This window comes from Mesorhizobium kowhaii (assembly GCF_042431665.1).
GTDB lineage: Bacteria > Pseudomonadota > Alphaproteobacteria > Rhizobiales > Rhizobiaceae > Mesorhizobium > Mesorhizobium kowhaii.
This window is the reverse complement of sequence record NZ_JBHLYT010000002.1, coordinates 223,215-245,604: the sequence shown is the minus strand read 5'-3', so window position 1 is coordinate 245,604 and position 22,390 is coordinate 223,215. Positions and strand designations below refer to the sequence as shown.

Annotated in this window: 19 protein-coding genes and 1 riboswitch; of the genes, 14 read left to right on the top strand and 5 right to left on the bottom strand. The window is 63.8% G+C overall.

The genetic code is table 11. The features are described 5' to 3' along the window. Nucleotide 1: 1 nt before the first annotated feature. The 5 genes from cobG to ACFFNA_RS01885 all read right to left on the bottom strand — a co-directional run bounded on the left by cobG (nt 2) and on the right by ACFFNA_RS01885 (nt 7,666). Nucleotides 2–1,351 carry a precorrin-3B synthase gene (gene cobG / locus ACFFNA_RS01905; protein ID WP_378915156.1) on the bottom strand — a complete coding sequence of 450 codons (1,350 nt, stop codon included), beginning with the start codon at nt 1,349–1,351 and terminating at the stop codon, nt 2–4. Beyond that, on the bottom strand, nt 1,348–4,707 hold the full coding sequence (gene cobN / locus ACFFNA_RS01900; protein ID WP_378915154.1) for a cobaltochelatase subunit CobN: 3,360 nt from the start codon (nt 4,705–4,707) through the stop codon (nt 1,348–1,350). Before cobN ends, cobG begins: the two co-directional genes overlap by 4 nt. An 18-nt stretch (nt 4,708–4,725) precedes the next feature. Continuing rightward, entirely contained in the window at nt 4,726–5,763 is a 1,038-nt protein-coding gene (cobW, locus tag ACFFNA_RS01895) for a cobalamin biosynthesis protein CobW (protein WP_378915152.1), read from the bottom strand. Nucleotides 5,764–5,765: 2 nt separating this feature from the next. Further along, entirely contained in the window at nt 5,766–6,194 is a 429-nt protein-coding gene (locus ACFFNA_RS01890; protein WP_378915150.1) for a DUF1636 family protein, read from the bottom strand. A 39-nt stretch (nt 6,195–6,233) separates the two neighbouring features. Next, nucleotides 6,234–6,437, bottom strand: a riboswitch (cobalamin riboswitch). 29 nt (nt 6,438–6,466) lie between these two features. Continuing rightward, complete coding sequence (locus ACFFNA_RS01885; RefSeq protein WP_378915148.1) at nt 6,467–7,666, bottom strand: winged helix-turn-helix domain-containing protein; 1,200 nt, start codon at nt 7,664–7,666, stop codon at nt 6,467–6,469. A 331-nt stretch (nt 7,667–7,997) separates the two neighbouring features. Between ACFFNA_RS01885 and ACFFNA_RS01880 the strand changes: the two genes are divergently transcribed. From ACFFNA_RS01880 to ACFFNA_RS01815, 14 genes are all read left to right on the top strand, one after another. Continuing rightward, nucleotides 7,998–8,363, top strand: coding sequence for an NADH-quinone oxidoreductase subunit A (locus tag ACFFNA_RS01880; protein ID WP_095087214.1), 366 nt, complete (start codon nt 7,998–8,000; stop codon nt 8,361–8,363). Continuing rightward, nucleotides 8,354–8,935, top strand: coding sequence for a NuoB/complex I 20 kDa subunit family protein (locus ACFFNA_RS01875; RefSeq protein WP_023670824.1), 582 nt, complete (start codon nt 8,354–8,356; stop codon nt 8,933–8,935). The genes ACFFNA_RS01880 and ACFFNA_RS01875 overlap by 10 nt, the downstream gene beginning before the upstream one ends. A 4-nt stretch (nt 8,936–8,939) precedes the next feature. After that, complete coding sequence (locus ACFFNA_RS01870) at nt 8,940–9,545, top strand: NADH-quinone oxidoreductase subunit C (RefSeq protein ID WP_378915145.1); 606 nt, start codon at nt 8,940–8,942, stop codon at nt 9,543–9,545. Nucleotides 9,546–9,554: 9 nt separating this feature from the next. Next, nucleotides 9,555–10,745 carry an NADH-quinone oxidoreductase subunit D gene (locus tag ACFFNA_RS01865; RefSeq protein WP_111547564.1) on the top strand — a complete coding sequence of 397 codons (1,191 nt, stop codon included), beginning with the start codon at nt 9,555–9,557 and terminating at the stop codon, nt 10,743–10,745. After that, the gene (locus tag ACFFNA_RS01860) at nt 10,746–12,029 is read left to right on the top strand and encodes an NADH-quinone oxidoreductase subunit E (protein ID WP_378915143.1); all 1,284 of its coding nucleotides are present in this window, start codon (nt 10,746–10,748) and stop codon (nt 12,027–12,029) included. Between the two features lie 10 nt (nt 12,030–12,039). Next, entirely contained in the window at nt 12,040–13,344 is a 1,305-nt protein-coding gene (nuoF, locus tag ACFFNA_RS01855; protein ID WP_111547562.1) for an NADH-quinone oxidoreductase subunit NuoF, read from the top strand. A 101-nt stretch (nt 13,345–13,445) separates the two neighbouring features. Then, nucleotides 13,446–14,141, top strand: a complete 696-nt coding sequence (locus tag ACFFNA_RS01850; RefSeq protein ID WP_378915141.1) for a helix-hairpin-helix domain-containing protein — start codon at nt 13,446–13,448, stop codon at nt 14,139–14,141. A 73-nt stretch (nt 14,142–14,214) separates the two neighbouring features. Beyond that, nucleotides 14,215–16,296, top strand: coding sequence for an NADH-quinone oxidoreductase subunit NuoG (gene nuoG / locus ACFFNA_RS01845; protein WP_378915139.1), 2,082 nt, complete (start codon nt 14,215–14,217; stop codon nt 16,294–16,296). A 2-nt stretch (nt 16,297–16,298) separates the two neighbouring features. Then, nucleotides 16,299–17,342, top strand: coding sequence for an NADH-quinone oxidoreductase subunit NuoH (gene nuoH, locus ACFFNA_RS01840; RefSeq protein ID WP_111547559.1), 1,044 nt, complete (start codon nt 16,299–16,301; stop codon nt 17,340–17,342). Continuing rightward, nucleotides 17,342–17,833 carry an NADH-quinone oxidoreductase subunit NuoI gene (nuoI, locus tag ACFFNA_RS01835; protein ID WP_023812382.1) on the top strand — a complete coding sequence of 164 codons (492 nt, stop codon included), beginning with the start codon at nt 17,342–17,344 and terminating at the stop codon, nt 17,831–17,833. The genes nuoH and nuoI overlap by 1 nt, the downstream gene beginning before the upstream one ends. Before the next feature lie 129 nt (nt 17,834–17,962). Beyond that, nucleotides 17,963–18,583, top strand: coding sequence for an NADH-quinone oxidoreductase subunit J (locus ACFFNA_RS01830; RefSeq protein WP_111547558.1), 621 nt, complete (start codon nt 17,963–17,965; stop codon nt 18,581–18,583). Nucleotide 18,584: 1 nt separating this feature from the next. Then, nucleotides 18,585–18,893, top strand: a complete 309-nt coding sequence (gene nuoK, locus ACFFNA_RS01825) for an NADH-quinone oxidoreductase subunit NuoK (protein WP_023676620.1) — start codon at nt 18,585–18,587, stop codon at nt 18,891–18,893. 10 nt (nt 18,894–18,903) lie between these two features. Next, nucleotides 18,904–20,877, top strand: a complete 1,974-nt coding sequence (gene nuoL, locus ACFFNA_RS01820) for an NADH-quinone oxidoreductase subunit L (RefSeq protein WP_378915134.1) — start codon at nt 18,904–18,906, stop codon at nt 20,875–20,877. Continuing rightward, the gene (locus ACFFNA_RS01815; protein WP_111547556.1) at nt 20,877–22,382 is read left to right on the top strand and encodes an NADH-quinone oxidoreductase subunit M; all 1,506 of its coding nucleotides are present in this window, start codon (nt 20,877–20,879) and stop codon (nt 22,380–22,382) included. Before nuoL ends, ACFFNA_RS01815 begins: the two co-directional genes overlap by 1 nt. Nucleotides 22,383–22,390: the final 8 nt, after the last annotated feature.

Sequence of the window (22,390 nt, the reverse complement as noted above, 5' to 3'; positions counted from 1 at the left end):
CTCATTCCTGTCGGTAAGCTTCGGCGATGCCGGCCGCGCCAAGCCTTGTCAGGCAAGCGGCGGCTGTTTCGCCGGGAAGTCGTGCGCTGCGGATCGCTGCCGCGACGCGGCTGATGCCGCGCGCGGCGTCATAGCCCGGCCTGTAGCCGGCAGGAAGGGCCTTTGCCGTCGCGTTCACGACAAGTCCGGCTCCGTTTTCGCCGCCGACCAGGGTAAGCGCTGCTTTGCCCGGATGGGCGCAGCCCTTGGCACAGCCGGAAATGTGCAGTGTGAAGTCGAGGATGTCGGCGTTTTCAGCGGCAATCGTCTCGGCAATGTCGCGCGTGGCTATCCGGCCGGAGGCGCAGGCCGGCGTGCCGGGGCAAGCCGCAATACGTGTGCGCGGATCGTCTGGGTCGGTGACGAAGCCGAGGGTGGTTGCGGCGTGCTGAAGAGAGCGGCATGCGGCCGACTGGAGTCCGAGGAACAGCAAGGCACGGCCGGGCGCCAGTCGGATTTCGGTTGTGCCGAGGGCGAGGGCGCTCTGGGCGAGGCCGATGATCTTGTCTGCCGGCATGCTGCCATAGGGCAGGCCTATGCCGAGGGCGGTGGCTGCGGCGAGATTGAAAGTTCCGATAGGTCGGAGTTCCTTCGCGCCCCCCTCTGTCCTACCGGACATGTCCGGCAGGACAGAGGGGGGTGGGACGGAGTGCCAACTTTCGAGCGATTTGAGCTGCCTCTCCGACAAATCCCTCGCGTGGGCCTCACGACCCTTCTCGGCAACCATCCTGAGCACGGCAACGGCAATATCGCGTGCTGCATCGTCTTCCACGGTGACGAGCGGCCTCGCATTCTGCCCATCACCCGCGACAGACACCAGCCACCGAACTCCCGCATCAATCCGCGTTGCCGCAAGCCGCACATCGGCCGTTACCGCATCCAACGTCAGTTGCCCACCACCGTCGACAACAACCGAAACCTTCGGCCCGAGCCGTTGCGTCAGCCCAGCCTCTTCGACCGCCGCTCTGATCCGTTCAGCCAGCGGCCGGGGATCGGCGATCTCCTGCGGATCGATGCCGGCCAGTGGCCCGGTCTCGACCGGCACGCCGGTGCGCACCGCGATTCCCAGAGCATCGACCTCCGTCGCCAACCGCGGCGCGCTTTCCGATGTCAGCCCGCGTAGCTGCAGGCTGCCGCGCGCAGTGACCTCCATGATGCCGTTGCCGTGCCGCAGGGCGGATTCGGCGAGGCCGATCAAAAGCTTCGGCGACAATCCTCCCGCGACTGGGTTGAGCCGCACCAGCAGGCCGTCGCCGGTCTGCATGGGGGCTGCCAGAGCAGGGCAGGCGCCGCGGCGCGAGAAGGCGTTCATGCCGCAACCCCAAGCGCTTCAGCCTCGGCAATCAGCGCGGCGAGATCGTCGTCGATGGAATTGCGCAGGGGATGCCAGAGGCCACGCCGCCGCGCCGACAGGAAGCGCTCGGCCATGACTTTGGCTGCTGCAGGGTTCTCGCGCAGGATGAAGGCGCGCACCACGGGATCACCGAGATAGGCATCGTGAACGGCCTCGATCAGCGCGCCCGATATGGCATGGGTGGTTTCGGCGAAGCCGACCAGCCGGTCGACGGTTTCGGCGAATTCGGAGGCGCCGCGCGGGCCGTGGCGCATCTGGCCTGATATGAAGCGGGCGTTGACGGCGCGGGCCCGCACGACGCGGGCCACCGCCTCACTGATCGAACGCGGCTTGGGCTTTTGCGGATCCGTGGTGTCGAGCACGATCACGTCGGCGTTCCTGCCGAGCGCGGCCAACGCTGCCGAAAAGCCGCCGATGAAGGCAACGTCGGCGGAGCCTTCGAGGATGTCGCGGCCGGGGTCGTCGCCGGTGTGGACGAGAAGATCGGCTTCGGCGATGCGGCCCTCGAAGGCGCCGGGCGCGGATATGCCTTCGCCTCCGGCGCCGCCATAGGCATGCGAGGTGGCGTCGAGATAGGCGCGGCCGATCTCTTCACGTGCCGCCCAGTCACCGCTCGACAACAGGTCCTCTATGCCGGCGCCGTAAGTGCCGGGCGAGGTGCCGAAGATGCGCGGGCTGATCTTGCCATCCGCGCGGGCTTTGGCCGCGAGCGGGTTTTCCGAATCCTCCTCGTCGCGGGTGGCAACGGCGTTGGCCGCGGCATCGATCAGCGCGATCTGGGTCGGGAACATGTCGCGGAACAGACCCGAAATGCGCCAGGTGACGTCGACGCGTGGCCGTCCGAGGGCAGCCGGCGGCAGCACCTCGATGCCAGTGATACGGCCCGTTGCGGCATCCCATTGCGGCCGGCAGCCCATCAGCGCCAGGCCCTGGGCAATCTCCTCACCGCCAGTGCGCAGCGAGGCCGAGCCCCAGAGATCGGTGACCAGCGAACGCGGCCAGTCGCCATGCGACTGCATATAGCCGCGCACGACTTCTTCCGCTGCAGCCCTGCCGAGATCATAGGCGGTCGGCGTCGGCATGGTGCGCGGATCCGACGTGAACAGGTTGCGGCCGGTGGGCAAAACGTCGGAGCGACCGCGCGCCGGCGCGCCGGCCGGACCTGCCTTGACGTGACGACCGTCGAGCGCCGTGAGCAACGCCGTCTTCTCGGCTTCCGCGCTTTGCCGGCGCATGGCGTCAGGCTCGTTTTCGGGCGCACGGCCATAGATATGCAGCCCGTCCTTGATGGCGAAATCCTTGAGGTCGCAGAGCCAGGCGTCGATGCGGCGCAGCGCTTCGTCGGATGCGTCGGTTTTGGCGACGCCGGCTTCGGAGGCGAGGCCGGTCTTTTGCGCGGTGTCGACGATCAGCTTGGCAAGCCGGTCGCGGCGGCGACGGTCGAGCCCGTCGGCCTGGGCATATTCGTCGACCAGCCGCTCGAGCCTGTGCTGATCCTCGTCCAGCCCGGCGCCGGTCAACGGTGGCGGCAAATGGCCAAGGGTGACGGCGGCGATGCGCCGCTTGGCCTGTGCCGCCTCACCGGGATTGGAGACGATAAAGGGATAGATCACGGGCAAGGGGCCGGTGACGATCTCGGGAAAGCAGTTTTCCGAGAGCGCAACCGTCTTGCCGGGCAGCCATTCCAGCGTGCCATGGGCGCCGACATGGACAAGCGCATGAACGCCGAGCGACTTGCGCAGCCACAGGCCGAAAGCGATCAGCGCATGGCGCGGCGGCAGTGTCGGGTCGTGATAATCGGCGCGGCGGTCCGCCGAGCGGCCGCGATCCGGGGCGAGCGCCACGGTGACGTTGCCGAAGGTGGCGGCGCGGAAGGGGAATTTTGCGGAGGGGGGCGCCTCGCGCAAGCCGGTCTCGTCTTCCGTCTTCCCCCAGGCCGCCTCTACGGCAGCCATTGCCACCCTCGGCAATTCGGTCGAGAAGGACAGATAGTCGTCAAGCTTCAGCCCGTGGTTTGAACTTTCCAGCAAATCCAGCAGCTCACGCGGCGTTTGTGGAATCCTGTCGACGGCATAGCCCTGTCCCTTGAGGTCATGCAGCATGGCCAGCACGCTGGACGGCACGTCGAGGCCGACGGCATAGCCGGTGCGGCCCGGGGCACTCGGGTAATCCGGGATCAGGATCGCCAGCTTGCGCTCGGCGCGGGGCGTTTCCTGCAACTTGATGAAGGCTCTGACGCGGTCCGCGACTTGCGCCACACGATCCGGTTCCGGCCGGTTGGCAAAGGCGCGGTGACCAAGCGCCGGGTCGACCTCGCTCTCGCCCTTGAAGGAAATGGCGCCGGCGAGGATGCGGCCGTCGAGTTCGGGCAGCACGACATGCATGGCAAGATCGGCGGGCGCCAGGCCGCGTTGGTTGTTTTCCCAGATGTCGCGGCGGGTGGTGGCGACGATGACCTGGAACACAGGCACGCCGGCACGGTCGAACAAGGTTTCAACGCCGGGTTCGGCGCCGGACGCGAAGGCGGTCGCGCTGATGATGGCGGCAGGTTTGAGCGTGGCCAGTGCGGTTTCCACGAACGCCAGGGATGCCGGGTCCTTGAGGCTGGAGACGAAGATGGGGACAGGGGTAATGCCGCGCTGCCTGAGCGCGTCAAAAAGGGCGTCGATCGGCGCGACATCGGCGGCCAGCAGCATCGAGCGGTAGAACAGGATGGGGATGACGGGGGCGCGGACAAAAGCACTCAGATCATCGATGACGCCGCGGCCCGGCTCGTAAAACCCCGCCTTCGGTACGGCGACCGGCATCGAAATTGTTGCTTCGGATCCCGCCAGCCGCGCCAGCTTCTGCACCAGCGCGCTCATATTGGCCGGGCCGCCCTCGCGAAAATAGTCGAGCAGAGCGTCGAGCTCCTCGCGGGGCAGTGTCGAGGCTTCGATCAGGCGCAGATCCTCGTCGCGGCATTCGCCGGGCAGCAACGCCAGTTTTATGCCGCGTGCGCGGGCGGTCGAGGCAAGCTGGTCGCAGCCGTAGCGCCACCAGTCGTAGCCGCCGAGGATGCGCACGAGGATGATTTTGGCGTGGCGGGCGACGCTGTCGACCCAGAGGTCGACGGACATGGGATGGCGCAGGTCACGCAAGGCCGCCAGCCGCATGGCGGGCAAGCGGCCGGCATCGGCCTTCCATGCCGCCGCCAGTCCGGCAAGATCGCTGTCGGTGAAAGACAGGGCCACGATATCCGCCGGCGTCTGCCGCAGATCGACCGGCTCGGCGAGGTCGTCGAGCGAGGCGGAGGTCGTGGTGAGGATGTGCATCGCGGCCCGTGGTTTGCGTCAGCCGGCGAGTATACGCTCGATCGCCGGGCGGTTCAGCCCCTTCAGGCCGATGACGACGAGGCGCGAGCGGCGGTCATCCCCGGCCGTCCAGGCGCGGTCATAGTAATGATTGACGCGCGGTCCGACGGCCTGCAGCAAGAGCCGCATCGGCTTGCCGCCGACCTCGACGAAACCTTTCACGCGCAGCACGTTTTCTTCCTCGGCGGCGGTGGCGACGCGCTTTGCCAGCTCATCCGGATTGGCGATCGAGGCAATGTCGATGACGAAGCTGTCGAAGTCGTCATGCTCGTGGTCGAGCTCGTCGTCGTGATGGGTCTTGCGGTTTTCGATGTCGTCCTCGACGGCAAGGCCAAGGCCGAGCAGCACCGACGGATCGACCTTGCCCTGTGACGTTGGCACGATCTTCACGGCGCGAGCGATGTGCTCGTTGATGATGGCGTTGGCACGGGCCGAGCCGGCAGCGTCCATCAGGTCGCTCTTCGACAGGATGATCAGGTCGGCGCAGGCGATCTGGTCCTCGAACACCTCCTCGACCGGGTCGTCGTGATCGAGCGTCGTGTCCTGGGCGCGCTGTGCCTGAAGTGCGTTCATGTCGTTGGCGACACGGCCTTCGGCCAGCGCGGGACCGTCTACCACGGCGATGACGCCATCGACCGTCACGCGGCTCTTCACCGTCGGCCACTGGAAAGCCTGGACCAGTGGCTTGGGCAGCGCGAGGCCGGAGGTCTCGATCAGGATGTGGTCGACCTTCGGCGTCAGCGACAGGATCTGGTCGAGCGCCGGCACGAAATCATCGGCAACGGTGCAGCAGATGCAGCCATTGGCCAGTTCGACGATGTTTTCCTCTGGGCACGTGTCGATGCCGCAGCCCTTCAGGATCTCGCCGTCGATGCCGATGTCGCCGAATTCGTTGACGATGATGGCGATCCGCTTGCCGCCGGCGTTTTCCAGCAGATGGCGGATCAGCGTCGTCTTGCCGGCGCCGAGGAAGCCGGTGACGACGGTGCAGGGGACGCGGGAGACGGAAGCGGTCATGATCAGTCCTTCAGCAGGTCAAGAGGAGGGATGCGGGCCACGAGGCCGCGCTTGAGGCTATCGGGACGGCCGCGCCACGGAATGAGGCCGTCCATCGAAGTGGCGAAGAGTTTTGCGCCAGTGACGAGGTCGGCGCCGCTGGTTGCGGTCAGATCGCCGAAAACGTAGCTCCAGCAGCCATCGCGCAGGATGGCGGCGCTGAGCCGGCGCTTGCAATTGCCGAGGCATTCGACGCTGCGGACATGGATGTCTTCGCCAGAGGCGGCGCGGCGCGTGTCGTCCGCCAGCAGTTCGCCGGCGCGGGGATGGGCATCGGAACCGGTTTCATCGCGGCAGGAGGCACAGACGATGATGGTCACGCCGGCAGGGGCATCGCTCTCGCCGGACGAATTGTCCGCTGTGCCAGCCGAAAAACTGCTGTCGTGGTCCAAGAATCGGGCTCCTTGCCCGGAAACCCGCCGGGCGATCGGAATCTATAGTCGCAGACGGCAGGTCTCCTGGCTCGCGGGTCATCGCCTTGGTGCCGCCTTCCCGGGACCATCCCAGTGGCTTTCGGCCTTGGCTCTTCGCTTACAGTTGCGGGGACAGCCGCGGATTTGAAATCGGAATTTCGCACCGCATTCCCTCTTGGCTCCTCTCGTTGAAGAGAAGAGACCGTCTGGACCGGATTTAGGCTTTTGCAGGCAGCGGTGTCAACGTGGGCTTACGATACGGTCAGGTCGGCCAGCGCCGGACCCAAATCACCGGCCGATGTCACTTCTGTACGTTCAAGGCCAAGCCAGCCCTGCATCTGCTTCAGTTCCTCGAAGAGTTCTGCAGCGGTTTCAGGCGGCGCGCCGGGCTCGGCATAGGCGGCATGGACACGCAGCATCCCGGCTGGCCGGTCGGCCTTGAGGTCGACGCGCGCCACGATCCTGTCACCGAGCAGGAACGGCAGAACGTAGTAGCCATATTGTCGCTTATCGGCCGGCGTGTAGATCTCGATGCGGTAGTGGAAATCGAACAGTCGCTCCGTGCGCGATCGTTCGAAGACGACCGGATCGAACGGCGCCAGCAGGGCGCGGGCCTCGATTTTTCGTGGCAGGCGCGCGTCCTTGTGAAGATAAGCCGGCTTGTCCCAGCCTTCGACGCGCACCGGCAGCAGCTCGCCGAGCTCGACCAGTTCTTCCAGCCGGCCCTTCATGTCGGCGGGGGACAGGCGAAAGTAGTCACGCAGGTCGCCGGCCGTGGCGATACCGTGGGCGCGGGCGGAAATGCGCAGCAACTCGCGGTGCGCGTCCTCGGCGGCGGGCACCGGCAGATCGAGGATCGCCTGCGGCAGCACGCGCTCCGGCAGATCGTAGAACCGCTCGAAACCGCGACGATGAGCGGTGGTGATGCGCCCGGCCCAGAACAGCCATTCGAAGGCATGCTTGGCATGGCTCCAGCCCCACCAGCCGCCCGAACCTTTCTGGCCTTCGAGCGCTGAAGCGGCGATCGGACCGCGATCGACGACCTCGCGGTAGATCTCTTCGATATAGGCGGCGTGCTCGCGGCCCCATTTGGCGAGGCCCAGATACATTTCATCGCCGCGCTCGGCCCGCTGCATGCGCCAGCGCATCAGCGGGTATGTCTCGACCGGCAGGAAGGAGGCCTCGTGCGCCCAGTATTCGAACACCGTGCGCTTGCGCGTGACGGCGGCGTTGTCGAGCAACGTGAGCGGGTAGGGGCCAAGGCGCGAATAGAGCGGCATATAATGAGCGCGCACCACAGCACTGACAGAATCGATCTGCAACAGGCCGGTGCGGGAGAGAACGCGGGCAAAATGGCGGCGGTCGGGCGTAGCGGTGGGGCGGGGATCGAGAAACCCCTGGGCAGCGAGCGCGGTGCGCCGTGCCATGGCAAGCGAGATCTTTTCCTTCATGCGGGTGTCATTCTGAGGGTGATTTGGCGTGGCCCTGATGGGTGATTCCGGCCCATGCTAGCAGGGTTTTGGCGGCAACCATGTCAGGAGACAAAAGTGGAGTAAAAATAGAAGGAAATCAAACAGGAGCGGATCGGACCAGTTTCCTCGGATATGCCGTCCAGCACCGTGTTTTGAACAAGGTTTGACTTGCTTCGCTGGAAGTGCTGCGCTAACCCTCGCCGCGTTGCAGCATAGGCCCTTAAAACGGTTCAGCGGTTAAACTGTCACGCTTCCGCATTAAGGTCCGGTGCTGTAATCAACGTGGATTGGCGCCAACGGAAAGCCGAGCATGAACGCACTTCTAGGTTCATACCTGCCCATCGTCCTGTTCATCGGCGTGGCCCTGGTCGTCGGCCTGGCGCTGCTGGCCGCCCCCTTCCTGGTCGCCTACCGCAATCCCGATCCCGAAAAGCTTTCCGCCTACGAGTGCGGTTTCAACTCGTTCGACGACGCCCGCATGAAATTCGACATCCGCTTCTACCTGGTGTCGATCCTGTTCATCATCTTCGATCTGGAAGTGGCTTTCCTGTTTCCGTGGGCGGTGTCGTTCTCGAAGATCGGCATGCTCGGTTTCTGGTCGATGATGGTCTTTTTGGCGGTGCTGACCATCGGCTTTGCCTATGAATGGAAAAAAGGAGCGCTGGAATGGGATTGAACGACAGTTCCGGAACGCTCGTCGCGCCGAAGCCCAAGGGCCTGATCGATCCCAACACCGGCAGGCCGGTGGGGTCCGACGATCCTTTCTTCCTCGAGATCAACAACGAGCTGGCCGACAAGGGCTTTCTCGTCACCTCGACTGAAGCGCTGATCACCTGGGCGCGCAGCGGTTCGCTGATGTTCATGACCTTCGGCCTCGCCTGTTGCGCGGTCGAGATGATCCACACCTCGATGCCGCGCTATGACTCGGAGAGGTTCGGTGTTGCTCCTCGCGCGTCTCCGCGCCAGTCCGACATCATGATCGTCGCCGGCACCCTGACCAACAAGATGGCGCCTGCGCTGCGCAAGGTCTACGACCAGATGCCGGAGCCGCGCTACGTCATCTCGATGGGCTCCTGCGCCAATGGCGGCGGCTACTACCATTATTCCTATTCGGTGGTGCGTGGCTGCGACCGCATCGTGCCGGTCGACATCTATGTGCCCGGCTGCCCGCCGAGCGCCGAAGCGCTGCTTTATGGCATTCTTCTCTTGCAGAAGAAGATCCGCCGCACCGGCACGATCGAACGGTAAATCCATGACCGCATCCCTGAGCGAACTGTCGACCTATCTCGGCGAGAAGCTGATCGGCCGCGTGAATGACGCGGTGATCGCCTATGGCGAACTCACCGTCCATGTCGAGCCGCGCGATCTGGTCGAGATGATGACCTTCCTGCGCGACGATGCGCGCTGCCAGTTCATCTCGATCATCGACGTCTGCGGCGCCGACTATCCGTCGCGGGCCAAGCGCTTCGACGTCGTCTATCATCTGTTGTCGCCGAAGCAGAACGTGCGCATCCGCGTCAAGGTTCAGGCCGACGAAGAGACGATGGTGCCGTCGATCACCGGCGTCTATCCTGGCGCCGACTGGTTCGAGCGCGAGACCTACGATCTCTATGGCGTGCTGTTCTCGGGCCACCCGGACCTGCGGCGTCTGTTGACGGATTACGGTTTCGAAGGCCATCCGCTGCGCAAGGATTTCCCACTGACCGGCTTCGTCGAGGTGCGTTACGACGACGAGGCCAAGCGCGTCATCTACGAGCCTGTCGAGCTCAAGCAGGAATTCCGCAATTTCGATTTTCTCTCGCCATGGGAAGGGACGGATTACGTCCTGCCGGGCGATGAAAAAGCCAAGACGAATTGAGGCGCCAGAATGGCTGAGACCTCCGTCCGCAACTTCAACATCAATTTCGGCCCGCAACACCCTGCGGCGCACGGCGTTTTGCGCCTCGTGCTGGAGCTTGACGGCGAAGTCGTCGATCGCGTCGATCCGCATATCGGGCTGCTGCATCGCGGCACCGAAAAGCTGATCGAGGCCAAGACCTATCTGCAGGCGATCCCCTATTTCGACCGGCTCGACTATTGCGCCCCGATGAACCAGGAGCATGCCTTCGCGCTGGCCGCCGAGCGCCTGCTCGGCATCGACGTGCCGAAGCGTGGCCAGCTGATCCGCGTGCTCTACTGCGAAATCGGCCGCATCATGTCGCACATCCTCAATGTGACGACGCAGGCGATGGACGTCGGCGCGCTGACGCCGCCGCTGTGGGGCTTCGTCGAGCGCGAAAAGCTGATGGTGTTCTATGAGCGCGCCTCCGGCTCGCGCATGCATGCGGCCTATTTCCGCCCCGGCGGCGTCCACCAGGATCTGCCGCAGAAGCTGGTCGAGGACATCGGCAAGTGGATCGATCCGTTCCTGAAGTCGATCGATGATCTCGACGCGCTTTTGACCGGCAACCGCATCTTCAAGCAGCGCAATGTCGATATCGGCACGGTCTCGCTGGCCGATGCCTGGGCCTGGGGCTTTTCGGGCGTCATGGTGCGTGGCTCGGGAGCGCCCTGGGACCTGCGCAAGTCGCAACCCTATGAATGCTATTCGGAAATGGATTTCGACATTCCGATCGGCAAGAACGGCGACTGTTTCGATCGATACCTCGTGCGCATGGAAGAGATGCGCCAGTCGGCGAAGATCATGCGCCAGTGCGTCGACCTTTTGCTCGGCAAGGAGAGCACCGGCCCGGTGTCGAACCTCGATGGCAAGGTGGTGCCGCCGAAGCGCCAGGCAATGAAGCGCTCGATGGAAGCGCTGATCCATCACTTCAAGCTCTACACCGAAGGCTACCGCGTGCCGGCAGGCGAGGTCTATGCTGCGGTCGAAGCGCCGAAGGGCGAGTTCGGCGTCTACCTCGTCTCAGATGGCTCCAACAAGCCGTACCGCTGCAAGTTGCGCGCCCCCGGTTTCGCGCATCTGCAGGCGATGGATTTCCTCTGCCGCGGCCACATGCTGGCCGACGTCACCGCCGTTCTCGGCTCCCTCGACATCGTGTTTGGTGAGGTCGATCGCTAAATGTCAGTCCGCCGTCTCGCAGAAGCCAGTGTCCAGCCAGCATCCTTCGCCTTCAACCGGGCGAATGCGGCAGCGGCGAAGCAATGGCTCAAGAAATATCCCAAGGGCCGCGAACAGTCGGCGATCATTCCGCTTTTGATGCTGGCGCAGGAGCAGGAAGGCTGGGTGACGAAGGCGGCGATCGAGACGATTTCGGACATGCTCGGCATGCCCCGTATCAGGGGGCTGGAAGTCGCCACCTTCTACACGCAATACCAGCTGAGCCCGGTCGGTACCCGCGCCCACATCCAGGTCTGCGGCACCACGCCCTGCATGCTGCGCGGCTCGGAGGCGCTGATGGATGTGTGCCGGTCGAAGATCCATCACGACCAGTTCCACACCAATGCCAAGGGTACCTTGTCGTGGGAAGAGGTCGAGTGTCTCGGCGCTTGCGTCAACGCGCCGATGGTCATGATCTTCAAGGATACGTTCGAGGATTTGACGCCTGAGCGGCTGGCCGAAATCATCGATCTCTATGACGCCGGCAAGGGCGCCTCGGTGACGCCCGGACCGCAGGACGGCCGCACCGGCTCGGAGCCGGCCTCCGGCCTCACGACCCTGAAGAGCGAAAAGGCGATCCTCAAGTCGACCCGCGACAGGGAAGCCAGGGAAGCAGCCAGGGCCGCCAAGGCGGCGCCCGACGCGATAATCGCCACGGTCGCGCCGGTTGCCGCCCCGGCCGCGCCGTCCAATGCCAGCAAGCCGAAGACCGATGCCCCGGAAACCAGCCCGGCATTGAAGACGCCTTCAACGACCAAGGTCGCGCCGGCAGTTGAAAAGGCGGCGAGCGTTTCGGCCCCGCTGCATTCGGCCGCCAATGCCAACAAGGCAGCCCCCGAGGTCGAGCAGGTTTCCAAGCAGCGCAACGGTCCGAAGACCAAGGCCGAGCCGGCCACCGCCTTCAAGGCGCCGGAAGTCAAGGCGCCAGCGGCCAAGGCTACCAAGCCGGCCAAACCGTCGCTTGAGGACAAGAACCGTCCGGCCGGCATCGACAGGCCGGCGCTGGTCGATGACCTCAAGCTGATTTCCGGCGTCGGCCCGAAGATCGAAGACATCCTGCATTCGGTGGGCATCTTCACCTTCGCGCAGGTTGCGTCCTGGAAGAAGGCCGAGCGCGATTGGGTGGACGGTTATCTCGCTTTCCACGGCCGCATCGATCGCGACGACTGGGTCAAGCAGGCCAAGGCGCTCGCCAAGGGTGGCGTCGCTGAATACATCCGCGTCTTCGGCAAGAAACCGGTCTGAGGGACGAAAAATGCTTCAGGACAAAGACCGCATCTTCAACAACATCTACGGCCTCTTCGACAAGTCGCTGGCCGGCGCGATGGCGCGCGGCGCCTGGGACAACACGCCCGGCATCGTCGCCAAGGGGCGCGAGTGGATCGTCAACGAGATGAAGGCGTCAGGCCTGCGCGGACGCGGCGGCGCCGGCTTCCCGACCGGCCTGAAATGGTCGTTCATGCCCAAGCAGAGCGACGGCCGGCCGAGCTACCTCGTCATCAATGCCGATGAATCCGAGCCCGGCACCTGCAAGGATCGCGACATCCTGCGCAATGACCCGCACACGCTGGTCGAGGGTGCGCTGCTCGCCGGCTTCGCCATGGGTGCGATTGCCGCCTACATCTATGTTCGCGGCGAGTTCATCCGCGAGCGCGAGGCGCTGCAGCGGGCCATCGACGAGGCCTACGAGGCCAAGCTGATCGGCAAGAACAACACGTCCGGTTATGACTTCGACATCTACATGCACCACGGCGCCGGCGCCTATATCTGCGGCGAGGAGACGGCGCTGCTCGAAAGCCTCGAAGGCAAGAAGGGCCAGCCGCGGCTGAAGCCGCCATTCCCGGCCAATGTCGGCCTCTATGGCTGCCCGACCACGGTCAACAATGTCGAATCGATCGCGGTTGCGCCGACCATCCTGCGCCGCGGCGCAGCCTGGTTCTCGTCCTTCGGCCGGCCCAACAATGTCGGCACCAAGCTGTTTTGCATTTCCGGCCACGTCAACAATCCGTGTACGGTCGAAGAGGCGATGTCGATCCCGTTCCGCGAGCTGATCGAGACGCATTGCGGCGGCATTCGCGGCGGCTGGGACAATCTCTTGGCGGTCATTCCGGGCGGTGCCTCGGTGCCGCTGGTGCCGGCCGAGCAGATCATCGACACGCCGATGGATTTCGATGCGCTGCGCGACCTCAAATCCGGCCTCGGCACGGCGGCTGTCATCGTCATGGACAAGTCGACCGATATCGTGAAAGCGATCGCGCGGCTGTCCTACTTCTACAAGCATGAGAGCTGCGGCCAGTGCACGCCGTGCCGCGAAGGCACCGGCTGGATGTGGCGGGTGATGGAGCGGCTGGTGCGTGGCGAAGCGCAGAAGCGCGAGATCGACATGCTGCTCGACGTCACCAAGCAGGTCGAAGGCCACACGATCTGCGCGCTGGGCGACGCGGCGGCATGGCCGATTCAGGGCCTGATGCGGCATTTCCGCGGCGAGGTGGAGCGGCGCATCGACGAGTTTTCGCGCAATGCGCACCGGGCCGAACCGGTGATGGTGGCGGCGGAATAGAGAATTTGTGAATGCGGGCGAAAGCCCGAAGCGAAATACGGGCAAGTGCCCGATTTGAGACAACCGGGGCGGGCGAACGAAGAAACGACCAGGAGATATCTATGGCGCCGTATTCGACACCCTACTCATTGATGCCCAATGTGGACCAGTTCGAGAAGATGAACCAGGACCTGACCAGGATGATGCCGAAGGAGATGGTAAGTGCCGTCAACCTTTTCGCGCACCCCGTGGCGGGTGCCGCGGCGATGTCGGCGCTCGGTATCGGGCTGGTGAATCACGCCTTCGGCGTCTGGTTGGGCGCTCTCTCGGGGGCGGCCGAAGCCTCGCAACGGCTGCTGCAGCCGATCGTCGATGATTTCGAGGCGCGCACCGAGCGCTTTTCGGACATGGAAAAGAACGCGTCCAAGGCCCGCGCGGCGACCAAGACCTTGATCGCCGAAGCGCAATCCTTCGCGCAGGACGTGACTGACATGGTTGCCAGGGAGGCCGCCGACACAGTGCCGGTCGTCGACGCAGGCCCGATGGCGGGCGCGGCTCCGGCCGGGTTGATGCCGGAGGATTTCAGGCAGCCAAAAGCTATGGACAAGCCCGCGAAGCCTTCGGACCTCAAGGCGATATCGGGCATCGGCCCGAAGCTGGAGACGGTTCTCAATGGCCTGGGCATCTGGACATATGCCCAGATCGCGGCATGGGCGCCGGAAGAGGTTGCCTGGGTCGAGGATTATTTGTCGCTCACCGGCCGCATCGCCCGTGACGATTGGACTGCCCAGGCGGCGGCACTCGCCGTCAGGAAATGAATGAAATGCCGGCTGCGGTTTCGACCGCGCCCGGGACAAGAGATTGCGGGAAATCCGCAGGGGTTTGAGGCGAATGGCAAAGCTCAAGGTCGACGGGAAAGAGATCACTGTACCCGACCATTATACGCTGCTGCAGGCGGCGGAAGATGCTGGCGCGGAAGTGCCACGCTTCTGCTTCCATGAGCGGCTGTCGATCGCCGGCAATTGCCGCATGTGCCTGATCGAGGTGAAGGGCGGGCCGCCGAAGCCGCAGGCCTCCTGCGCCATGGGCGTGCGCGACCTGCGCCCCGGCCCGAATGGCGAGCTGCCGGAAATCTTCACCAACACGCCAATGGTCAAGAAGGCCCGCGAGGGCGTGATGGAATTCCTGCTGATCAACCACCCGCTGGATTGCCCGATCTGCGACCAGGGCGGCGAATGCGACCTGCAGGACCAGGCAATGGCCTTCGGTGTTGATTCCTCGCGCTATCACGAGAACAAGCGCGCGGTCGAAGACAAGTATATCGGCCCGCTGGTCAAGACGGTGATGAACCGCTGCATCCATTGCACGCGCTGCGTCCGCTTCACCACGGAAGTTGCCGGCATTTCCGAACTCGGCCTGATCGGCCGTGGCGAGGACGCCGAGATCACCACCTATCTCGAACAGGCGATGACCTCGGAGTTGCAGGGCAATGTCATCGACCTTTGCCCGGTCGGCGCGCTGACCTCCAAGCCTTTCGCCTTCCAGGCGCGGCCGTGGGAGCTGACCAAGACCGAATCCATCGACGTGATGGATGCTGTCGGCTCGGCGATCCGCGTCGACTCCAGAGGCCGCGAAGTGATGCGCATCCTGCCGCGCGTCAACGAGCAGGTGAACGAGGAGTGGATATCCGACAAGACCCGCTTCATCTGGGACGGTCTGCGCACGCAGCGCCTCGACCGCCCCTATGTGCGCAAGGACGGCAAGCTGGTTCCCGCGAGCTGGGCCGAGGCTTTTTCGGCGATCAAGGATGCGGTGTCGAAGGCGGCACCCGAGAAGACCGGCGCCATATCAGGCGATCTCGCTGCGGTCGAGGAAATCTACGCGCTGAAGCTGCTGATGGCTTCCCTCGGTTCGAAGAACACCGACTGCCGTCAGGACGGTGCGGCACTCGATCCGGCGCTCGGCCGGGCGAGCTATATCTTCAACCCGACCATCGAGGGCATCGAGCAGGCTGATGCGGTGCTGATCATCGGCGCCAATCCGCGCTATGAAGCCTCGGTGCTCAACGCCCGCATTCGCAAGCGCTGGCGGATCGGCAATCTGCCGGTCGGCGTCATCGGCGATATCGGCGACACCCGCTACGACTATGAACAGCTGGGCGCCGGACCGGATTCGCTCAAGGATCTGGCCGATGGCAACGGCAAGTTCTTCCAGACGCTGAAGAAGGCGACGCATCCGCTGATCATCATCGGCCAGGGCGCGCTGGCGCGCGCCGATGGCGCGGCTGTGCTCGGCCAGGCGGCAAAACTCGCTGCTGCCGTCAACGCCGCAAGGGCGGACTGGAACGGCTTTGCCGTGCTGCACAATGCGGCCGGGCGCGTCGGCGGCCTCGATCTCGGTTTCGTGCCGGGCGAGGGCGGCAAGAACGTCGCCGGCATGCTGGGCGAGATGGAGCTGCTGTTCCTGCTCGGCGCCGACGAGATCGACATGGCCAAGACCGGCGGCGCCTTCGTCGTCTATATCGGCACGCATGGCGACCAGGGCGCACACCGCGCCAATGTCATCCTGCCGTCGGCTGCCTACACCGAAAAGTCGGCCACCTACGTCAACACGGAAGGGCGCGTGCAGCAGACCAACCGTGCCGGCTTCGCACCGGGCGATGCGCGCGAGGACTGGGCGATTCTGCGGGCGCTGTCGGATGTGCTGGGCAGGAAGCTGCCGTTCGATTCGCTGCCGCAACTGCGTGCGAAGCTCTATGGCGAATACCCGCATCTGGCCCGTATCGATCAGGTCGCGGCCGCCAATGCCGAAGACATCACTGAGGTGGCGAAGCTCGGCGGACGGCTGAACAAGGGCACCTTCACCTCGCCGGTCACGGACTTCTACCTGACCAACCCGATCGCGCGGGCATCGGCCGTGATGGCGGAATGCTCGGCACTGGCCAAGAGCGGCTTCAAACAGGCGGCGGAATAAGCATGGATACTTTCTTCTCCTTCTATGTGCTGCCGGCGCTGCTGATCCTTCTCAAGTCAGTCGTGCTGATCGTCGTGCTTTTGATCTTCGTCGCCTACATCCTCTACGCCGATCGCAAGATCTGGGCGGCGGTGCAGCTGCGCCGTGGCCCGAACGTCGTCGGCCCCTGGGGTACGCTGCAGGCCTTCGCCGATCTGTTGAAGTTCGTCTTCAAGGAACCGGTCATCCCGTCCGGCGCCAACAAGGGCGTGTTCCTTTTGGCGCCGCTGGTCTCGGCGGTGCTGGCGATCTCGGCCTGGGCGGTCATTCCGGTCAACCAGGGCTGGGCAATCGCCAACGTCAATGTCGGCATCCTCTATGTCTTCGCCATCTCCTCGCTCGAGGTCTATGGCGTGATCATGGGCGGCTGGGCGTCGAACTCGAAATATCCGTTCCTCGGCGCGCTGCGCTCGGCCGCGCAGATGGTGTCCTACGAAGTCTCGATCGGCTTCGTCATTGTCACCGTGCTGCTCTGCGCCGGTTCGCTCAACCTGTCCGACATCGTCTTGTCGCAGCAGGATGGGCTGGGCACCAAGCTCGGCCTGCCCAACACCTTCCTCGACTGGCACTGGCTGTCGCTGTTCCCGATGTTCATCATCTTCTTCATCTCGGCGCTGGCCGAGACGAACCGGCCGCCTTTCGATCTGGTGGAAGCCGAATCGGAACTGGTCGCCGGCCACATGGTCGAATATTCGTCGACGCCGTTCCTGCTGTTCTTCCTCGGCGAGTATGTCGCCATCGTGCTGATGTGCGCGCTGGCCACCATCCTGTTCCTCGGCGGCTGGCTGCCCCCCTTCGACTTCGCGCCGTTCACCTGGGTGCCGGGCGTCATCTGGTTCGTGCTGAAGGTCTGCTTCGTGTTCTTCGGCATCTCCATGGTGAAGGCCTTCGTGCCGCGCTATCGCTACGACCAGCTGATGCGGCTCGGCTGGAAAGTGTTCCTGCCGATCTCGCTGTTCATGGTGGTCGCCACCGCCGCCTTCCTCAAGATCACGGGGTTTGCGTGATGTCCGCTCTGTCTCAAGCCGCAAAATCGCTGCTGCTGCAGGATTTCGTCAGCGCCTTCTTCCTGTCGATGCGCCAGTTCTTCGCACCGAAGGAGACGATCAACTATCCGCACGAGAAGGGGCCGACCAGCCCTCGCTTCCGTGGCGAGCATGCGCTGCGCCGCTATCCCAACGGCGAGGAGCGCTGCATTGCCTGCAAGCTGTGCGAGGCGATCTGCCCGGCGCAGGCGATCACCATCGAGGCCGGTCCGCGCCGCAACGACGGCACGCGCCGCACGGTGCGTTACGACATCGACATGGTGAAGTGCATCTATTGCGGCTTCTGCCAGGAAGCCTGCCCGGTCGACGCCATCGTCGAGGGGCCGAATTTTGAATTCGCGACGGAGACGCGCGAGGAACTTTACTACGACAAGGACAAGCTTTTGGCGAATGGCGACCGATGGGAGCGCGAACTGGCGCGCAACATCTCGCTGGACTCGCCGTATCGCTGATATTTGACGCATGGACGGGGCGAGGGGCCTCGTCTAAGGACAACGCGGCTTCGGTACACCGGAGGCGGAACGAAGCCACAGAAGCGGACATGGCGAGAGCCGGTCCGGACAGGAACCCGGGGGAACCCCATGCTGAGTGGACTAGAGGCGGCCTTTTTCTACCTCTTCGCCTTTGTCGCGGTGGCGTCGGCGTTCATGGTCATTTCGTCGCGCAACCCCGTGCATTCGGTGCTGTTCCTGATTCTGACCTTCTTCAACGCCGCCGGCCTGTTCATGCTGACGGGGGCCGAGTTCCTGGCGATGATCCTGCTCGTCGTCTATGTCGGCGCGGTCATGGTGCTGTTCCTGTTCGTCGTCATGATGCTCGACGTCGACTTCGCCGAGATGAAGGAAGGCGCGCTGCAGTATGCGCCGATCGGCGCGCTGGTCGGGCTTGTCCTGGCGGCGGAACTGATCGTCGTGCTCGGCGGCTACACATTTGCGCCGCGGCTCGCCTCCACAGTCTCGAAACCCATTCCGGACCTCGCCACGCGCTCGAACACGGCCGCACTCGGCGACATCCTCTACACGGACTACCTCTACTACTTCCAGATCGCCGGCCTCGTGCTGCTGGTCGCCATGATCGGCGCCATCGTCTTGACGCTGCGCCACAAGGAAGGGGTCAAGCGGCAGTCGATCTCAGCCCAGGTCGGCCGCACCGCGGCGACCGGCATGGAAATCCGCAAGGTCAAGTCGGGCGAAGGAGTCTGAGATGGTCGTCGGCATCGCACATTATCTGACCGTATCGGCGATCCTGTTCACGCTCGGCGTGTTCGGCATCTTTTTGAACCGCAGGAACGTCATCGTCATCCTGATGTCGATCGAGCTGATCCTGCTCGCGGTCAACATCAACTTCGTCGCGTTTTCGGCGGCACTCGGCGATCTGGTCGGCCAGGTGTTCGCGCTGTTCGTGCTGACGGTCGCGGCGGCTGAAGCCGCCATCGGACTTGCCATTCTCGTCGTCTTCTTCCGCAACCGCGGCTCGATCGCGGTCGAAGACGTCAACATGATGAAGGGTTGACGGAACCACCATGTATCAGGCCATCGTCTTCCTCCCCCTCATCGGCTTCCTGATCGTCGGCCTGTTCGGTACGTCGCTCGGCGCCAAGGCATCCGAATACATCACCTCAGGCTTCCTGGTGATCGCCGCGGTGCTGTCGTGGGTTGCCTTCTTCACCGTCGGCTTCGGTCATGGCGAGGTGTTCACCGTGCCGGTGCTGCGCTGGATCCAGTCGGGTGGGCTTGAAGCGTCCTGGGCGCTGCGCATCGACACGCTAACGGTGGTGATGCTGGTGGTGGTCAACACGGTGTCGGCGCTGGTCCATATCTATTCGATCGGCTACATGCACCATGATCCGAACCGGCCGCGCTTCTTCGCCTTTCTGTCGCTGTTCACCTTCGCCATGCTGATGCTGGTGACCGCCGACAATCTGGTGCAGATGTTCTTCGGCTGGGAAGGGGTGGGTCTCGCGTCCTACCTGCTGATCGGTTTCTGGTACAAGAAGCCGTCGGCCAATGCCGCCGCCATCAAGGCCTTCGTCGTCAACCGCGTCGGCGATTTCGGCTTCGCGCTCGGCATTTTCGGCGTCTTCGTGCTGTTCGGCTCGGTCAATCTCGGCACCATCTTCGCCAATGCGGCGACCTTCATTCCCGCTGAAGGCGCGCCGCAAGGTGCCGCCGTCCTGACCTTCCTCGGCCACGCGCTCGACAAGCAGTCGGCAATGACGGTCGTCTGCCTGCTGCTGTTCATGGGCGCCATGGGCAAGTCGGCTCAGGTGCCGCTGCACACCTGGCTGCCGGACGCCATGGAAGGCCCGACGCCGGTCTCGGCACTGATCCATGCCGCCACCATGGTGACGGCCGGTGTGTTCATGCTGGCGCGGTTGTCGCCGCTTTTCGAACTGTCGCATTCGGCGCTGACGGTCGTCACCTTCATCGGCGCCTTCACCGCCTTCTTCGCGGCGACCGTCGGCCTCGTCCAGAACGACATCAAGCGCGTCATCGCCTATTCGACCTGCTCGCAGCTCGGCTACATGTTCGTGGCGCTCGGCCTTGGCGCCTATGGTGCAGCGATCTTCCACCTGTTCACGCATGCCTTCTTCAAGGCACTGCTGTTCCTCGGCTCGGGCTCGGTCATCCATGCCGTCTCCGACGAGCAGGACATGCGCAAGATGGGCGGCCTGCGCAAGCTGATCCCGACCACCTACTGGATGATGGTGATCGGCACGCTAGCGCTGACCGGCGTCGGCATTCCGGTGACGGTCATCGGCACGGCCGGCTTCTTCTCCAAGGACGCCATCATCGAGAGCGCCTTTGCCAGTCACAATTCGGTTGCGGCCTTGGCCTTCGTGCTTTTGGTCATCGCCGCCTGCTTCACCTCCTTCTATTCCTGGCGGCTGATCTTTATGACCTTCCATGGCAAGCCGCGGGCGAGCCATGAGGTGATGCACCACGTCCATGAATCGCCGCCTGTGATGCTGGTGCCGCTGTTCATCCTGGCCGCCGGCGCGCTGTTCGCCGGCATCATCTTCCACAACGCCTTCATCGGCGAGGGCTATGCCGAGTTCTGGAAGGCATCGTTGTTCACCTTGCCGAACAATCACATCCTGCACGAGATCCACGAACTGCCGCTGTGGGTGGAACTGGCGCCGTTCATCGCCATGCTCATCGGTTTTGCGATCGCCTGGAAGTTCTACATCCGCTCGCCGGAAATGCCCGTCAATCTCGCCGCGCACCATCGCGGGCTCTACGCCTTCCTGCTCAACAAATGGTACTTCGACGAGCTTTACGACTTCCTGTTGGTGCGGCCCGCCAAGCGCGTCGGCCATTTCCTGTGGAAGACCGGCGACGGCACCATCATCGACGGTCTTGGTCCTGATGGCATCTCGGCGCGCGTCGTTGATGTCACCGACCGCGTCGTCAAGCTGCAGACCGGCTACCTCTACCACTATGCCTTCGCCATGCTGATCGGCGTTGCCGCACTCGTCACCTGGATGATGCTCTGATGACCGCCTGGCCAATCCTCTCGCTGGTCACCTTCCTGCCGCTGGTTGGTGTGCTGCTTATCCTGTTCATCAATGATGACAGTGACAATGCGCGCCGCAACATCCGTGCCATCGCACTGTTGACGACGACGTTCACGTTCATCATCTCGCTGTTCATCTGGACCGGCTTCGACAATTCGCAAGCCGGTTTCCAGTTCGTCGAGAAGGTTGCCTGGCTCGATTCCGGCATCTCCTACCATATGGGTGTGGACGGCATTTCGATGCTGTTCGTCATCCTGACGACCTTCCTGATGCCGCTCTGCATCCTGGCCTCGTGGGAAGCGATCGAGAAGCGCGTCAAGGCCTACATGATCGCCTTCCTGCTGCTCGAAACGCTGATGATCGGCGTGTTTTGCGCGCTGGACATCGTGCTGTTCTACGTGTTCTTCGAGGCTGGCCTGATCCCGATGTTCATCATCATCGGCGTCTGGGGCGGCAAGCGGCGCGTCTACGCCTCGTTTAAGTTCTTCCTCTACACGCTGGCCGGCTCGGTGCTGATGCTGCTCGCCATCATGGCGATGTTCTATCAGTCCGGCACGACCGACATCCCGACGCTTTTGACGCACAATTTCCCGGCCAACATGCAGACCTGGCTGTGGCTCGCCTTCTTTGCGTCCTTCGCGGTGAAGATGCCGATGTGGCCGGTGCATACCTGGTTGCCGGATGCGCACGTCGAAGCACCGACGGCAGGCTCGGTGATCCTGGCCGCAATCCTGCTTAAGATGGGCGGGTATGGCTTCCTGCGCTTCTCGCTGCCGATGTTCCCGCTGGCGTCGGAAATGTTCGCGCCGCTGGTGTTCACACTGTCTGTCGTCGCCATCATCTACACCTCGCTGGTGGCGCTGATGCAGGACGACATGAAGAAGCTGATCGCCTATTCCTCTGTCGCCCATATGGGCTTCGTGACCATGGGCATCTTCGCCATGAACCAGGAAGGCGTGCAGGGAGCCATCTTCCAGATGCTCAGCCACGGCCTCGTCTCCGGCGCGCTGTTCCTGTGCGTCGGCGTCATCTACGACCGCATGCACACGCGCGAGATCGACGCCTATGGCGGCCTCGTCAACAACATGCCGAAATACGCCACCGTGTTCATGGTCTTCACCATGGCCAATGTCGGCCTGCCCGGCACCAGCGGCTTCGTCGGCGAGTTCCTGACAATGCTCGGCGTCTTCCGGGTCAACACCTGGGTGGCGTTCTTCGCCGCCACCGGCGTCATCCTGTCGGCAGCCTATGCGCTGTGGCTCTATCGCCGGGTGATCTTCGGCGCGCTGACCAAGGACAGCCTGAAGGGCCTGCTCGATCTGTCGCCGCGCGAGAAGGTGATCATCTACCCGCTGGTCGTGCTGGTCATCTTCTTCGGCGTCTATCCTGCGCCCGTCTTCGACGCGACGGCCCAATCGGTCAAGTCGCTCGTCACCAATGTCACTGCATCCATCGGCGCCGCGCAGACCGCGGCGGCGAACTGACCAGGGGT

Coding starts and splice junctions, on each gene's coding strand:
- nuoK (WP_023676620.1), top strand. CDS start 18,585: ATGGTCGTCGGCATCGCACATTATCTGACCGTATCGGCGATCCTGTTC.
- ACFFNA_RS01875 (WP_023670824.1), top strand. CDS start 8,354: ATGGGATTGAACGACAGTTCCGGAACGCTCGTCGCGCCGAAGCCCAAG.
- ACFFNA_RS01870 (WP_378915145.1), top strand. CDS start 8,940: ATGACCGCATCCCTGAGCGAACTGTCGACCTATCTCGGCGAGAAGCTG.
- nuoI (WP_023812382.1), top strand. CDS start 17,342: ATGTCCGCTCTGTCTCAAGCCGCAAAATCGCTGCTGCTGCAGGATTTC.
- ACFFNA_RS01860 (WP_378915143.1), top strand. CDS start 10,746: ATGTCAGTCCGCCGTCTCGCAGAAGCCAGTGTCCAGCCAGCATCCTTC.
- ACFFNA_RS01865 (WP_111547564.1), top strand. CDS start 9,555: ATGGCTGAGACCTCCGTCCGCAACTTCAACATCAATTTCGGCCCGCAA.
- cobW (WP_378915152.1), bottom strand. CDS start 5,763: ATGACCGCTTCCGTCTCCCGCGTCCCCTGCACCGTCGTCACCGGCTTC.
- ACFFNA_RS01830 (WP_111547558.1), top strand. CDS start 17,963: ATGCTGAGTGGACTAGAGGCGGCCTTTTTCTACCTCTTCGCCTTTGTC.
- ACFFNA_RS01815 (WP_111547556.1), top strand. CDS start 20,877: ATGACCGCCTGGCCAATCCTCTCGCTGGTCACCTTCCTGCCGCTGGTT.
- nuoL (WP_378915134.1), top strand. CDS start 18,904: ATGTATCAGGCCATCGTCTTCCTCCCCCTCATCGGCTTCCTGATCGTC.
- nuoF (WP_111547562.1), top strand. CDS start 12,040: ATGCTTCAGGACAAAGACCGCATCTTCAACAACATCTACGGCCTCTTC.
- cobG (WP_378915156.1), bottom strand. CDS start 1,351: ATGAACGCCTTCTCGCGCCGCGGCGCCTGCCCTGCTCTGGCAGCCCCC.
- nuoH (WP_111547559.1), top strand. CDS start 16,299: ATGGATACTTTCTTCTCCTTCTATGTGCTGCCGGCGCTGCTGATCCTT.
- ACFFNA_RS01850 (WP_378915141.1), top strand. CDS start 13,446: ATGGCGCCGTATTCGACACCCTACTCATTGATGCCCAATGTGGACCAG.
- cobN (WP_378915154.1), bottom strand. CDS start 4,707: ATGCACATCCTCACCACGACCTCCGCCTCGCTCGACGACCTCGCCGAG.
- nuoG (WP_378915139.1), top strand. CDS start 14,215: ATGGCAAAGCTCAAGGTCGACGGGAAAGAGATCACTGTACCCGACCAT.
- ACFFNA_RS01885 (WP_378915148.1), bottom strand. CDS start 7,666: ATGAAGGAAAAGATCTCGCTTGCCATGGCACGGCGCACCGCGCTCGCT.
- ACFFNA_RS01880 (WP_095087214.1), top strand. CDS start 7,998: ATGAACGCACTTCTAGGTTCATACCTGCCCATCGTCCTGTTCATCGGC.